14 protein-coding genes and 1 rRNA gene are annotated in these 14,220 nt (G+C 54.5%); 3 read left to right on the forward strand and 12 right to left on the reverse strand.

Annotated features, from left to right (window positions below):
• The 5 genes from WMW72_RS35295 to WMW72_RS35315 form a co-directional block, all read right to left on the reverse strand.
• Window positions 1-124 (reverse strand): 16S ribosomal RNA (locus WMW72_RS35295); the annotation flags it as partial.
• A 522-nt stretch (window positions 125-646) separates the two neighbouring features.
• The gene (ligA, locus tag WMW72_RS35300) at window positions 647-2,668 is read right to left on the reverse strand and encodes an NAD-dependent DNA ligase LigA (protein WP_341420276.1); all 2,022 of its coding nucleotides are present in this window, start codon (window positions 2,666-2,668) and stop codon (window positions 647-649) included.
• A 28-nt stretch (window positions 2,669-2,696) separates the two neighbouring features.
• Window positions 2,697-5,024, reverse strand: coding sequence for a DNA helicase PcrA (gene pcrA / locus WMW72_RS35305; RefSeq protein WP_341420277.1), 2,328 nt, complete (start codon window positions 5,022-5,024; stop codon window positions 2,697-2,699).
• 29 nt (window positions 5,025-5,053) lie between these two features.
• Window positions 5,054-5,749: a heptaprenylglyceryl phosphate synthase gene (gene pcrB / locus WMW72_RS35310; RefSeq protein WP_341420278.1), complete on the reverse strand. Its 696-nt coding sequence runs from the start codon at window positions 5,747-5,749 to the stop codon at window positions 5,054-5,056.
• A gap of 216 nt (window positions 5,750-5,965) precedes the next feature.
• Window positions 5,966-6,565: a hypothetical protein gene (locus WMW72_RS35315; protein WP_341420279.1), complete on the reverse strand. Its 600-nt coding sequence runs from the start codon at window positions 6,563-6,565 to the stop codon at window positions 5,966-5,968.
• Between the two features lie 233 nt (window positions 6,566-6,798).
• Here WMW72_RS35315 and WMW72_RS35320 point away from each other — a divergent pair, with 233 nt between their 5' ends.
• From WMW72_RS35320 to WMW72_RS35330, 3 genes are all read left to right on the forward strand, one after another.
• Window positions 6,799-7,104 carry an HNH endonuclease gene (locus tag WMW72_RS35320; protein ID WP_341420280.1) on the forward strand — a complete coding sequence of 102 codons (306 nt, stop codon included), beginning with the start codon at window positions 6,799-6,801 and terminating at the stop codon, window positions 7,102-7,104.
• Between the two features lie 80 nt (window positions 7,105-7,184).
• Window positions 7,185-8,210, forward strand: a complete 1,026-nt coding sequence (locus tag WMW72_RS35325; protein ID WP_341420281.1) for a TIR domain-containing protein — start codon at window positions 7,185-7,187, stop codon at window positions 8,208-8,210.
• Window positions 8,197-8,388, forward strand: coding sequence for a hypothetical protein (locus WMW72_RS35330; protein WP_341420282.1), 192 nt, complete (start codon window positions 8,197-8,199; stop codon window positions 8,386-8,388). Before WMW72_RS35325 ends, WMW72_RS35330 begins: the two co-directional genes overlap by 14 nt.
• A 119-nt stretch (window positions 8,389-8,507) precedes the next feature.
• Here WMW72_RS35330 and WMW72_RS35335 read toward each other — a convergent pair whose 3' ends face one another.
• From WMW72_RS35335 to WMW72_RS35365, 7 genes are all read right to left on the reverse strand, one after another.
• Entirely contained in the window at window positions 8,508-9,332 is an 825-nt protein-coding gene (locus WMW72_RS35335) for a spore coat protein (RefSeq protein ID WP_341420283.1), read from the reverse strand.
• Between the two features lie 21 nt (window positions 9,333-9,353).
• Window positions 9,354-9,596 (reverse strand): hypothetical protein, encoded by a 243-nt coding sequence (locus tag WMW72_RS35340; protein ID WP_341420284.1) that lies wholly within the window; start codon window positions 9,594-9,596, stop codon window positions 9,354-9,356.
• A gap of 211 nt (window positions 9,597-9,807) precedes the next feature.
• Window positions 9,808-10,440 (reverse strand): NUDIX hydrolase, encoded by a 633-nt coding sequence (locus tag WMW72_RS35345; protein ID WP_341420285.1) that lies wholly within the window; start codon window positions 10,438-10,440, stop codon window positions 9,808-9,810.
• 13 nt (window positions 10,441-10,453) lie between these two features.
• Window positions 10,454-11,239 carry a DeoR/GlpR family DNA-binding transcription regulator gene (locus tag WMW72_RS35350; protein WP_341420286.1) on the reverse strand — a complete coding sequence of 262 codons (786 nt, stop codon included), beginning with the start codon at window positions 11,237-11,239 and terminating at the stop codon, window positions 10,454-10,456.
• A gap of 146 nt (window positions 11,240-11,385) precedes the next feature.
• Window positions 11,386-11,808, reverse strand: coding sequence for a chemotaxis protein CheW (locus WMW72_RS35355; protein ID WP_341420287.1), 423 nt, complete (start codon window positions 11,806-11,808; stop codon window positions 11,386-11,388).
• A gap of 17 nt (window positions 11,809-11,825) precedes the next feature.
• Window positions 11,826-13,418 (reverse strand): methyl-accepting chemotaxis protein, encoded by a 1,593-nt coding sequence (locus WMW72_RS35360; RefSeq protein ID WP_341420288.1) that lies wholly within the window; start codon window positions 13,416-13,418, stop codon window positions 11,826-11,828.
• A 14-nt stretch (window positions 13,419-13,432) separates the two neighbouring features.
• On the reverse strand, window positions 13,433-14,008 hold the full coding sequence (locus WMW72_RS35365; RefSeq protein WP_341420289.1) for an HD-GYP domain-containing protein: 576 nt from the start codon (window positions 14,006-14,008) through the stop codon (window positions 13,433-13,435).
• Between the last annotated feature and the right edge of the window lie 212 nt (window positions 14,009-14,220).

Consider the following 14,220-nt stretch of genomic DNA (forward strand, 5'->3'; position numbering starts at 1 on the left):
GTTGCCTACGTGTTACTCACCCGTCCGCCGCTAACCTATCCCCGAAGGAATAAGTCCGCTCGACTTGCATGTATTAGGCACGCCGCCAGCGTTCGTCCTGAGCCAGGATCAAACTCTCCATTAAGGTTTGCATCTTCAGTTAGCCGAAGCCGACTGAAGCGCTTATCTATCGAAAGAATCGATTAGCTCATTACTTGTATTACGCTTAGCATTTCGTCTCATTTTGTTCAGTTTTCAAAGAGCTTTCGTCACACTTGTACGTTACTGATAAACAATATCTGCTCACCGTGACAGGATCGTATCATATCATTTATCATCGAACTTTGCAAGTGCGATTTTTAATTTTCTTCGCTGCAACGTCCTTCAAAATTGAACTTGTCCGTTTTCAGCGACAAGCAGTAATTTAACATAAACCAGGGTGGAATTGCAACTCTTTTTTTAAAAAATTGTTTACAGGCACAAAAACCTACGAAACCCGCGTTCAAATCATGCAAAAACGCTACTGAAACTCCGTTTAAGCAGCCTAATTCCCGAAATAGAAGGCCCTTATCTAGGATAACCATTCTGAAACAAATGAATCCCGCCTCTACACCAAAGTGGCAAAAGGCAGGATTCATTTACATTTACATCAAGGAACGCAACGACTTTAACTCAAAAGACGAAGCAGTTCCTGCTCATCATCAATAATCCGGATGCCGAGATCCTGGGCTTTGGTCAGCTTGCTGCCCGCGCTCTCTCCGGCAATCACGATATCCGTCTTCTTGGACACGCTGCCTGTGACCTTCGCTCCGAGCTGTTCCAGCCGCTTGGCACACTCATCACGGCCCATCGAGTGCAGGGTCCCCGTTAACACAACCGTCTTGCCGAAGAAAGGATTGCTCTCGTCGACGGCAGCCGGGGCTTCTTCGGCCACAGGAGCTACACCAGCAGACAGCAGCCGCTCGATTGTACGCTGCATGGCTTCGTCCTGGAAGAACCGGACGATGCTATCGGCCACGATCCCGCCGATATCGGGCAGCGTGATCAGCTCTTCCGCCGTCGCTTCGCGCAGACGATCCAGCGAGCGGTAATGATCGGCAAGCTCCTTAGTCGTGGTCTTGCCCGTGTTCGGGATGCCCAAAGCAAATAAAAAGGACGCGAGATCCGGCGTCTTGCTCTTCTCCAGCGCCGCAAGCAGGTTCTCCGCTTTCTTCTTGCCGAAGCGGTCCAGCTTCACCAGATCGTCGAACAACAAATAGTACAGATCTGACGGATCGCGCACTTCCAGCTCATCATATAGCTGCTCAGCGGTCTTCTCGCTGAACGTGTCAATATCCATCGCATCCCGGGACGCAAAATGAGTGATGCGTCCCACCAGCTGCGGACGGCAGTCCAGGCGGTTCGGACAGAACAGATGCACACCGCGGTATTCCAGCGTATGGCCGCAGGACGGACAAACGGTAGGAGCCACGATCTCCTGCCCATCTGCCTCCTCGGTTACCTTCCCGAGGATTTCGGGAATGACATCGTTGGAGCGGCGGATATAAATCAGGCTGCCCAGCGCATGGGTCAGATTTTTACGGCCGATATCGTCCATATTGTTCAACGTACAGTTCTGCACGGTAACCCCGGCGATATCGACGGCCTCTACGCGGGCCGTTGGCGTCACTTTGCCGGTACGGCCGACATTCCAGCCAACTTCGAGCAGCGTCGTGACCGCTTCTTCCGCTTCGAACTTATAGGCTACAGCCCAACGCGGGAATTTATCTGTGTACCCCAATACCTCACGGGTCCGCATATCGCAGATTTTCACGACCATGCCGTCGATCAGGAAATCCAGCGTATTGCGCATCGCAACGAGATTCTGCAGTTCCTCCTCTACGGCTTCGATCGAGTCGACGAACTTCACGTAAGGACTGACCTTGAACTGATTGTCACGCAGAAACTCCACCATCTCCCGATGATCCTGGAACCGGAGTCCGTCCGTATAGCCGATATTATAAAAATAAGCGTTGAGTCGCCGCTCGGAGGTCACCTTAGGGTTCAAATTGCGAAGCGCCCCCGCAGCCGCATTGCGCGCATTCTTGAGAGGCTCAGCAGCGGTCTCATTGTATTTCTCAAGCACGGACAAATTCATCAGACCTTCGCCCTGAACTTCAACGATGCCGTCCGTATACGGGATGCGCAGCGGAACGGACTTGATCGTCTTGACCTGCGCCAGGATACCCTCTCCGACAGTTCCGTTGCCGCGCGTGGCAGCCTGAACAAGCTCTCCTTTGTCATAGGTGAGGTTCAGCGTAAGCCCGTCGAATTTCAGCTCAATCACGAAAGAGAGCGGCGGCAGCGGCTGCTCCGGGTTCTGGGTATTATACTCGGACACGAGCTTCTGCGCCCGGGTGTGCCAAGCCATCAGATCCTCTTGATTCTGGGCTTTGTCCAGGCTCCATAGACGCGACAGATGGCGATGCGGCTCAAATCCCTTGAGCAGTTGAAAGCCTACCCGCCCCGTCGGCGAATGCGGCAGCACAGTCCCCGTCTCCGCCTCCAGCTGAACCAGCTTGTCGTACAGCGCATCCCACTCGGCATCGCTGATGGTTGGCTCATCTAGGGTGTAGTAGTGGTAATTGTGCTTGTTGATTTCTTCAATAAGTGCCTGCATCGTCTCCAATGGATTCGGCTTGGTCGGCATCTCCTTCGTCCTCTCTACTTCAGAATTGTTACGCCTTCTCGATCGGGGCGAACTTCGCGAGCAGCCGCTTGACTCCAACCGGGGCCGGAAAGGCGATCTGCAGCTCGGTGTCGTCACCCGATCCCTTCACAGCCACGATCGTGCCTGTGCCCCACTTGCCATGCTTGACCTTGTCGCCCATGCCAAAGTCGGCCACCTTGGCCGCGGAGGCTGCACCCGTCGAAGCGCCTCCGGCTGTTGCCCCCGTGCGGAACGTCACGCCGCTGGAGGACGGCCTGGCCGCTCCGCTGCTGGATGCAGCGCTGCCGCCGAAGCCGCCTGCGCTGCCGAATCGGCGCTCGCCGCGCTCCCACGCAGCCCCGCCTCCGCCGCGCGGCGCAAATCCGCCCGCATTGGCTCCGCGGGCATTCTCCACGAGCTCCACCGGGAGCTCGTTCAAGAACCGCGACGGCGCATTCGCAGCCGTCCGGCCGAACAACGTGCGCATCCGGGCGCACGTCAGGTATAGCTCCTGCTCGGCACGGGTGATGCCTACATAGGCAAGCCGGCGCTCCTCCTCCAGCTCCTCATTGTCCATCAGGGCACGCGAGTGCGGGAACACCCCTTCCTCGAGTCCCACGATGAAGACAACAGGGAACTCCAACCCCTTGGCGCTGTGCATCGTCATCAGAACGACGCCCTGCTTGCCGGCCTCGGGATCATCGTTCATTGAATCAATATCGGCGATCAGTGCCAGGTCTGTCAGGAAGGAAACCAGCGACTTGTCCTCATTGCGCTTCTCGAACTCCTGCGTCACGGACAGAAACTCGTCGATGTTCTCCAGACGGGCCTGGGACTCGATCGTGTTCTCTCTCCTCAGTTCTTCCCGATATGCGGACAATTCAAGCATCTTCTCCGTTAAATCGGTCACGGACAGATAGTCCACCATCCGATATAAATTCTCGATCATCTCGCGGAACTCGCTCAGGGCGCTCCGTGCCTTGGCTCCGAGCTCCAGGCTATCTACATTCTCGAGCATGGCAAATAAAGAAACGCCGAACTGCGCAGCCGCAGCCGCCAGCTTGTCGATCGTCGTATCGCCGATTCCACGTTTGGGCACATTGACGATCCGGCGGAAGCTGACGTCGTCATCGGGATTGGAGACGAGCCTGAGATAAGCCAAGATATCCTTGATCTCTTTGCGGTCGTAGAACTTCACGCCGCCGACGATCTGGTAAGGGATATCCGACTTGATCAGAATTTCCTCCACGACCCGTGACTGGGCGTTGGTGCGGTACAGGATCGCATGATCCTTGAAGCGCCGTCCATTCTTATCAACATTGGTACGGATCTGCCCGGTAATATAGTAACCTTCCTCATGCTCCGAATCGGCCTGGTAGAGACGGATCTTCTGACCCTCACCCTTGTCGGTCCATAAATTCTTCGCTTTACGACCTGCATTATTGGCAATCACCCTGTTAGCGGCATTCAGAATATTGGAGGTCGAGCGGTAGTTCTGTTCGAGCAGAATCGTCGTAGCGTTCGGGTAATCCTTCTCGAAATCGAGGATATTGCTAATATCGGCACCGCGCCAGCGGTAAATCGACTGGTCGCTGTCTCCGACGACGCAGATGCGCTTGTGCTTGTCCGCCAGCATCTGGCAGATCATATACTGCGCCCGGTTCGTATCCTGATACTCGTCGACATGAATATATTGAAACTTGTTCTGATAGAACTCCAGCACCTGGGGCTCCTTCTGAAACAAATCGATGGTGGTCATGATCAGATCGTCGAAGTCCAGCGAATTGTTAGCTCTGAGCTTCTTCTGATACAGGGCATACACCTTGGCGACAATCCCGTCAAAGTAATCCCCAATCTTTTGCTCCAGCTTCTCGGGAGTCAGCAGCTCGTTCTTGGCGTTGCCAAGCGCTGCCTGAACCGCCTTCGGCTCAAATTTCTTACTGTCTATGTTCAGTTCCTTCATACAGTTCTTGATGACCGACAATTGATCCCCGGAATCAAGAATCGTAAAGTTGGAGGTAAAGCCAATCCGGGAAATATCCTTGCGCAGGATACGCACGCACATGGAGTGGAACGTGGACACCCAGATATCCTGGCCCTGCGGACCGATAAGGGAGCTCACGCGCTCCTGCATCTCCCGTGCCGCTTTATTGGTAAATGTAATGGCGAGAATGCTCCAAGGCGCCGCACGGCGCGTTCCGATCAGGTATGCGATGCGGTGCGTCAGCACCCGCGTCTTGCCGCTCCCTGCGCCGGCCATGATCAGCAGAGGGCCATCAACAGCCTCCACTGCACGCCGCTGGGGAGGATTTAGCTTCTGTATCGCTTGATGAATATCAACAGGTTGGTACATCATATCCACTTCCTTTTCTACACGTTCACGTTCTACACGGTCTCCTTGACCGCCTGTACCGTCTCCAGAGCCCGCTCCAGGTTGTGATACACGATATTGCCGACTACTACAGTATGCGCGCAGGCTGCAGCTTCTCGGGCCCGCTCAGCGCCGTCAATGCCGCCCCCGTAAAACAACCGGGACTCTCCTACAGTATGCCGCACCCGCTTCACCAGCTCCATATCGCCAAACACACCGCTATATTCCAAGTAAACGACCGGGCAGCGGAACAGCTTGTCCGCCAGACGGGCATAAGCCTCCACATCCTTCGTATCGAGCGCCGTATCCGCCTGTGTCACGCGCGCTGCCGTCGAATCGCCATTCAATATAATGTAGCCTTCCGTCACGATCTGCTGCCAGTCCATCATCGCCCCGTACTCCCGCAGCGCCTGACGCTGACGACCCACGATCCATTCCGGGTCACCGGCATTCAGAACGACGGGGATCATAAACAAATCGAAGCCTGGCACAACCGCATCCTGCTCGGACACTTCCAGTACGCAGGGCACCTCATAGCGGCGAATGCGTGCCAGCAAATCCACCGTATTGTCAAAGGTTACGCCCGAAGAGCCTCCGACCATCACCGCATCCGTTCCCGACAGGCAGATACGTTCGAGCGCATCGTCTGTCAGTTCGCGGTCAGGGTCCAGCTTAAATACGTGCCTCCATTGTTCCAAATGCACATGCACAAAAAAAGCCCCCTGTCCTTCCGTCTACAAGTAGTCTATGCTACAGGCGGAAGAGCTGTCAATGAACGGGGCCTGTGCACGATGCGTCAGAGCAAGTCACGATCCACGATGCCGAAAATAGGAATGTATGTTCTAATTTTAGCAAATTTTCCGATAAAAAGAAAGCAGAACAGCGCATGATTCCTGCGCCGCTCTGCCTTATTAAGCCTAACCGGTCTACGACAAGGTTTTAAACTCCGTAATGATCAGCCTATCGCCGTCCAGACGGTACGCGGATTCGTGCTGCATGGAGGATCTGGCCTTGTCCTGCTGAATATTCGTTCCCCGAAGCGACAGCCGGATCGTACCGTCACCACCGCGATCCCGCTTCAGCTCATAGTGTCCCCACTCACTCCGCAGGCCGAGCATCGCCTTGGTACTGTATGCCTGGTAGGTACCGAGCTGCTCGTTGCGGCGGTAAAAATAAGCAATTTGCCGGTCCGCCATCTCCGGCGTATAGAGCAGGCTCAGCCGCTTGCGCATCTCTTCCATCGCATAGCGGTCGATTTCACCGGTCACCGGGGAGGACAGCACCTGATGCGTCCACGCGTCTACCTGCTTCAGCCAAGCGATGAGCTGCTCATCGGACTGATCCATAATGCTTTTATCCATCGAGGGCTGGGAGATCTGCTCCAGCGTCTGAAGCAGCCTCTCTCGGCCGACCGTCCGCTGCATCTTAACCCGGTCGGCGGCGTCATCCGACTCGCGCGTCTGACAGCCGGGCAAGACGACTAAAGCTAGAGCGAGAGCCAGGGCCGGCATAGTTCTTAGGTTCATCTGCTGAAGACCTCCGTTGGCGTTTTTTTCTCGTATTCTCGTATTATGGATCAAATTTGAAAAAGTATGCGTCCCTCACCGCCCTACTTGCAGCAGCCAAACTCCATGCCCGAACGCTGCCAACTTTAAAACCACGGAAGGAACACGGCTCAGCAGTAGAAGCTATAAGATGCCAGTCCCTGCGGCAAATTAAGGACATGCAGCACACCTAGTCAGGAAGGAGGGCATCCGTTATGAGCAAATTGAAGACGCTCGACCGCTGCGCGCTCTGTGGACGCCAAGGGGTAGAGACGACCCGGCATCATCTGACGCCCAAGGAAAAGGGAGGCACCTTCCTGCCCACGGCAGACTTGTGCATCCCCTGTCACAAGCAGATTCATGCGTTGTTCACGAACGAAGAGCTGGAGGACGGGCTCGACACACTGGAAGCGCTCCGATCGCATGAGCGGCTATCGGGATTTCTCCGCTGGATTCGCAAACAGCCCCCGTCTGTCCTGCCAAAGGTTCGCAAGTCTCGTCATCTGAGGAAGGACCGCTAGTCTATTCCAGGCGACAGCCTGATTTGCTATACTACAGGGAAGGATTGGAAGCGAAGCTGGAAGAGGGGAAATAATCGGCTATGACTAAACCGAAACTGTTCATCGGCTCGGCGCGCGAGACGATCAAATACGTGAATGCGCTTCACCGGCTGCTCGGCTATCACGCCGAGGTGACCCCATGGCACGCAGGTACCTTCGAAGCGAATCATGCGACGATGGAGGATTTGGAGCGGCGGCTGAATGTGACCGACTTCGCTGTCTTTGTGTTCTCGCCGGATGATGTGGTTCATATGAGGGATAAGGTCTATTTATCTCCGCGCGACAATACGCTGTTCGAGATGGGGCTGTTCTGGGGAAAATTACGGAGGGAACGGGTCTTCTACCTGGTTCCGGAGAGCGTCCCCTCGCATAGACATAATATAGAGATCGACCAGTTCCATATTCCTTCCGACCTGCAGGGACTGACCGTGCTCAAGTACGAAATCCGCACGGACGGCAACTTTACGGCAGCCGTCAACGTGGCGTGCGACGAGGTGATCGGACGGATCGAGAAACTGGGCGTCTTCGTCGACCCGGCAAGGGAGCTGGAGAGAGCCATGGCGGAGCTGGATCGGAAGCAGTGGCTGCTGCATTTTTTCATCGAGCTTCATAAGAAAGGAAGCATCGGCAGCGAGGCTTCCTTTAACGGGCTGTACGAAGCGCTGCGCAATGCATATAATCCGGCAGAGCTGTCCGGATATAAAGTGACTGGAGCGGCCGTCTGGAAAGCCGAGGGCACGACCGGTATCCGGCAGGTGGCCGGCAACGTCGGGCGTGGACGATTCTATGCGTTCGATCCGGAAGAGCAGCAGGCTGATAGTGCTTCCCGCATCTTCGTCGTCAACGCCTATATCAGCCGCAAAACCCAGTTTTGCCTGTATGGGCAGCATATTGCCAAGGTATATTTGCTATGCTATCCTATAGGTAAAGAGCTGGTCGTGACGCTGCATCTGTCCGGAACCCGCACCGTCGATCAGGAGAATCTGATCCGGCTGCAGGCGGATAATCAGGAATTGATGGATACGATACACTACCTGTTTGGAGGGGATACCGATGAGCAAGCCTAAATCCAAGAACGTTAAGCCTGGAGAGACATCCACCGCTCGTCGCAGCTCCCTGCCGCTTCCCGCGGCGAAGGACAAGAAGCCTGTCGTCGGTCTTGCGCCTTTTCCGGATGGCGGAGACAAGGAATATACGTTGATCTATGAGAGCAAGGCCACATACAACAGGCCATCCTTTGTATAAGGATAGTCTGGACCGCTTCTTGTGAAGTGGCAAGAGCCCCCAGCAGCGCTGGGGGCTTTTTTGATGCTCACCGACAAGGGCAGGTACAGTAGTCCTCTACACCGGTTGTTCGGCGGCTATTAGCTGGTTGTATGGTGGGAGGAAGCCTGGGACTTGCCATACGAGCTTGCAGCCGCTCCGCTGGATAGGGAGGATTGCACAGATTCCGCCGTACCGGACGTGTTGCCGAACGTATACCCGGACGTAGCCGATCGGGCGCTGCCATAAGCCGAGGACTGGCTGCTGTCCTGATCCTGATGACTCTTGGCGTTATAAGCCTCATAGCTCTGCGAGCCCGAGCCGGACTCATTCCCAGCCGACGTGCTGGAGCTATAGGCAGGCTGCGCAGAGCTGATGGAGCCCGATGTATAGCTCTGGCTGCCGTAAGAACCGTAGCCCGCTCCCGCGTTGAATGCCCCTGCGGACTGTGACGGGATCGTCGACGAGGACGGCGATCCGCCATAGCCGGAAGAGCTGGCTGCATAGCTAGTTGGCTGGCTTGGCGCATAAGCCTGCTGCTGGGCGTAAGAAGCGGGTTGCTGCTGATAGGATTGCTGCTGCGCTCCCCCAGCCGCATAAGCGCTTTGCACGGCCTGATGCACCAGGTTGTGGAGCTGCTCGGATTGCTGGAACTGCTGCTGCAGCTCCTGCTGAATATCTTGCTGCGTCGCTGCCTTGATGGAGCCATAGCCGTTCAACTGCGACAATACCTGGAATAGCTCCGCCTGATCCTGCAGCGTCTTATGCGTCAGGTTGACGAAGGTCTGACGCAGTGCGGGATGCGAGGCCTCAAGTGCTGCCGTCGTGTATTCACGGGCGGCACGCTTCAGTTCGGACAGGACGAGATTCGCAACGTCCTTCTCATTCAAGTGGAAATGAGGTTGAGTATTCGTTTGCTGATACATGCGTGGGTACACCTCCTATGTTTAATGAGCCAGCTGGGACTGCTGCTGCAGAGTCCGGATCAGCAAATCTGTGTTATGCAGGCGCTCCTGCGCGATTTGCGCAAGCTTCTGCTTGAGCTGCGGGTTTTGGCTTTCGGCTACGCCCTGAGCGGCGATTTTGGCCAGCAGCTCCTCATTTTTCAGGCAGTCGGAGACATAAGCCAGCTCCTTGGAAGTGACGGTGCCCCCGGATTGTTGGGAGCTTTGAGCTTGTTGATTGAACATGAGAGTTCCTCCTTTCCTCGGTTGACAAAATTAGGTTGCCCGAGGCATGGGAATTTATGTATAGCCAGTTAAAAAACTCTCAATCGGTTGCTCCTCGTTGCTCAACGCCCTGTCATCCGCCAGGTCTCATCTGGTTACTCCCGCCGCCCCTGTATAAGCCCCTAATGCACCGCGAGAGAAGTCAGAGCCCCTCTGACCTTACCTTGGACCCTCAATCGAACACCGTCGTCATATCGCCTTCGCGAACTTGCCTGAAGAACAGGCGTATCTGGGACTCCGTCACCCGATCCGTCGAGAGTGGGGGGAGCTCATCCTCCGCGAAGAAGCCGACACCTGTCGTCTCGGTACCGGTCATGACCTCACCGCCGATAATCTCGCAGAGGATGAACATCTTGTAAATATAGTGGGCATGAGGCGGATGATCATGCCGGTCACGGTCCAGCACAGCCAGCAGCCGGACAGGACTCACATCGAAGCCGGATTCCTCCTTCAGCTCCTTGACCGCGATCTCCCTAGGCGAATAGCCGATATCCGCCCAGCCGCCAGGAATGGACCATAGACCGTCCAGTGTTTCGCGGACAAGCAGAATCCGGTTATCCCGGAACGCTACGCCCCTGACATCAACCTTGGGGGTGGCGTAGCCGGACTCTCCGGCGAACAGCGTTCTCACTTGATCCTGCGGAAAGCCTGAATACGCCGACATGATCTGTACGCTGATGGAGCGGAGTTCTTCGAATCTCTCCTGATCATACACATCCCGCGAGTAGGCAAGCCCGGTCTGGGCGATGGCTTGCAGCTTTTGCGTCCAACTCAGCCACTGACTGTTCTTATACAATTCGTCCATCCTCTGCGCCTCCTTATTGATTCGCTAAGTCTACAACGGACTCCGGCCCAACCGCATGAATGCCCTGCTGTCTAAGCCTAGTCCACACCTGGGGGTCCTTCGTATCTGTGATCACCGTATTCCACTCGTCCAGATCACCGACATTATAGCGGTCCTTGCAGTTCCACTGTTCCTCCGCGACGAGCAGAATCGCCTGCTTGGCCAGAGGCAGCACCGCCCGCTTCAGCTCCAGCGTCTCCGGCAGGCTCGTCGTTACCATGCCGTCCGCACTAACTCCCGAAGTCCTCATGAAGCACTTGTCGAAATTATAATGGGAGAGCGCTGCCAACGTATGAAAACCATAGCAGCCCTCATCCTGCGCATGTACCGTGCCCCCGAGATGGATCACCTTGACCTTCCTGGACAGCTCCGCCAGTCCATGCACACTATTGGTCACGACCGTGACATCAGGCAGAAGCGGCATCTCCTGCAGCAGTAGAGCTGTATAACTGGAGGATTCGGCAAAGACCAGATCACCGGGCTCGATCAATTGTACGGCTAGCCGTGCCAGAGGCAGCTTGCGTTCTGCGCCTCCCCGGTCGGCATAGGGGACGAAGGCTGACAGGGCGGAGGGCAGCACCGCACCGCCATAGGTTCTCTTCAGTTGCTTGAGACTCTCGAGATATCTCAGGTCCTTACGGATGGCATCCTCAGTCACCGTAAACAACGTGGAGAGCTGCTTGACCGTGACACGCTCCTGCGCCTGCAGCAGCTCCAGAATGCGCTGACGCCGCTCCTCAATAAAGTAAGTTGCAGTCATTCCATTTCTCCTTAGCATCAATCATTATTGTTTAGTATTATTTAATATTATTTCATCCAACTTCAAAAAGCAACAAAGCCCTAACGATGAACGCTAGGGCTTTGCCGCTACACAATAATGATATATGAAGGATGAAAAGGGAACTTTCAGCCCAGCACTTCAGTCATGTTCAGGATGCCGACGAGACATCCCTCTCGAAGTCCGATTCCGCTGAAACGCGCACCGCTCACCCCGCCTACCTGCTCAGGGGGAGGTACAATATCCGAGTAGGTCGAAACTTTGTGTACCTGATCAACGATAATGCCTATCGACTCCCCCTGATGTCTGACTACAATAATACGTGTAGTCTTTGTGGCTTCCACATCAGGAAGGCGGAACAAAGTACGCAGGCTGATGACCGGCGTGATCTTGTTGCGCAGATTAATCACACCCTTGACATGGGGCAAGCTGCCGGGGATATCCGTGATCGTCTTCATCCTGATGATTTCATCGATATCCTGAATTCGAATGGCGTAGTGCTCTTCTCCGAGCATCAGCTCAATGTACTGCTCCTGCAGAAAGGTGGACATACCTTCACATCCAAGCGTTAGTTAATCTTGAAGACAGCGACAGCCGTATTCAAATCCTCTGCCAGACTGGCGAGCGACTGGCAAGTTGCCGCCGCTTCTTCCGATGCGGCAGCGGACTCCTGACTGGAGGAAGCGACCTGATCCACGGATAGCATGACCTCGGAGGCTTGCGCAGCCTCCTCTTGGCAAGCTGCCGCAATCTCGTTGACCTTGCCAGCCGACGCGCCTACCATCTCCACAATGCGGTTAAAGGCTTCTCCTGTACGCTCTGACTGTGTGACGCTGTCTAGCACCGCGGTTACGCTCTGCTTGGTGTTGTTCTGCATCTTCTTAATGATGGAGGTGATCTCTTTGGTCGCTGCACTGCTTCGTTCCGCCAGCTTGCGCACCTCATCGGCTACAACAGCGAAGCCTCGGCCCTGATCGCCCGCTCTGGCCGCCTCGATGGCCGCATTGAGCGCCAGCAGGTTGGTTTGATCCGCAATATCGTCGATCACCTCGATAATTTCTCCAATTTTGAGCGAATCCTCTTCCAATCTGGACATCATCGTGTTGACGCCGCGCATGCCATAGATGGAGGCTTCGACGATGGCGCCCCCTTCTCCTGCCGTCTGCACGGTATTGTTCGTGAGCTCAGCTGCCTGCTCTGCACTCTTCGCCACGAATTGGATGGCCGACGACAGCTCCGTGAACAGCTCGGCGATCGATTGGGCCGATTGCGCCTGAGTGGAGCTTCCGCTCGCAATTTCCTCTGTGCTGGCGGAGATTTGCTGAGCTGCAGCAGCTACACTCTGGGAAGAAATCAAAATCCCGCTAACCAAGCCTCTCAGATTATCTATCATCTGGTCCATAGAAGTAGCGAGCTGTCCGACTTCGTCCTTGGTTGTCATATGGAGATTTTCCCGGAAATCGCCTTGCGCCATCCGATTCACGACCTCTACGACGTTCTGAAGAGGACGCGAGATCATCCGGGCAATCGAATACCCGATCACTATGCTCAAGATCAGAGAAAGGAGCAGAACCCCGATCATCATATTGCGCGCATTCGTATAAGCCGCTGCGCTGGAGTCGCTTTTCTGCTCGGCGAGCTTTTCGTTGATAGTGATTAATCGCCCGAGGCTTGACCTCAGCTTCTCTCCTTGTGCGGCCAATTGATTTTCTTTATAAGCGATAAATTCAGTCTGATTCTCTTTTCTGGCCAGTTGAACCGCATCATCGTACACTTTTTTATAAGCAGCCCACTCCGAATCGAAAATCTTCAATTCATCCTGCTCCGGGGGAGTGATGATGGTGGTGCGATACGATTGGATCGTATCCTCGACCGCTTGCTGATAACCGGGGATGTTCTGAACCAGCTTGTCCTTATTCGCTTCCGTTTGAGCCATACTGATATCCCGCACCAGTATTCTCAGGTTCTGATAAGCGAACTGGGTGGCCGATAGATCGCGTATGGAAGTCAGATTATTGCCGTACAGCCCGTCGATGTTCCCTTTCATCATGTTAAGGTTCGTCAAGGCATAAATCCCGACTCCTGCCGATATGACAGCCACACCTACGAAAGCCATAATCAACTTGGTCGCTGTTCTCAGGTTCAAGAACCACTTCATCATCGGCACCTCATTAATCAAGTTAGTTGATTCAATTTGTTCAATTCAAAAGTGCGGATGAATAGCGAGACGTATTCAGGATCGAATTGAGTGCCCGCCTGCTTCAGAAGCTCCTCACCGGCTTGCCGGATCGTAAGACCGCGCCGGTATGGACGATCCGAGGTCATGCAATCGAAAGCGTCGATAATGGCGCACAGCCTGGCGAAGGGCGGGATATCAGGTCCGCTTCTCCCCTGGGGATAGCCCTTTCCGTCCCAGCGCTCATGATGGTAGAGAACAATATCGATGACTTCAGGAAGCATAGTTCCATATTCTTTCAGAATCATAGCCCCCAACCGGGGATGATATTTCATAATAGCCCATTCGCTGGCTGTCAGTGCGGAAGGTTTCTTGAGGATTTCATCCGGGACCAGGAGCTTGCCGACATCATGATAAAAACAGCCGTGAACCAGCACGCTTTTCTGCACGTCACTGAGCCTTAAGACCGAGGCCATCACTTCGGCTAATCCAGCCATACGGATGCTATGGTCATAGGTCTCCACATCTTTTTCCATCAGTTCTTTCATCTCTGCAATGATCAATACATCCGGCATTAGACTGTGGTTCCCCCCATCGACAGCTCTACATTTCAGGTATCGTATATGACTGGCACAATTAGAGTTTACGCCCAACGGCTTCATGTCGTACAATATCTGTTGTACGACACTTTCTTACAAAATTTTCATCTTCTAATACACAAGTATAGTTAAATAGAACTATAAAATCAATCTTTATTTTCCTGATTTCCTATAAGTACTCTCTTATC

Source organism: Paenibacillus filicis (genome assembly GCF_038070315.1).
Classification (GTDB): Bacteria; Bacillota; Bacilli; order Paenibacillales; family NBRC-103111; genus Paenibacillus_G; species Paenibacillus_G filicis.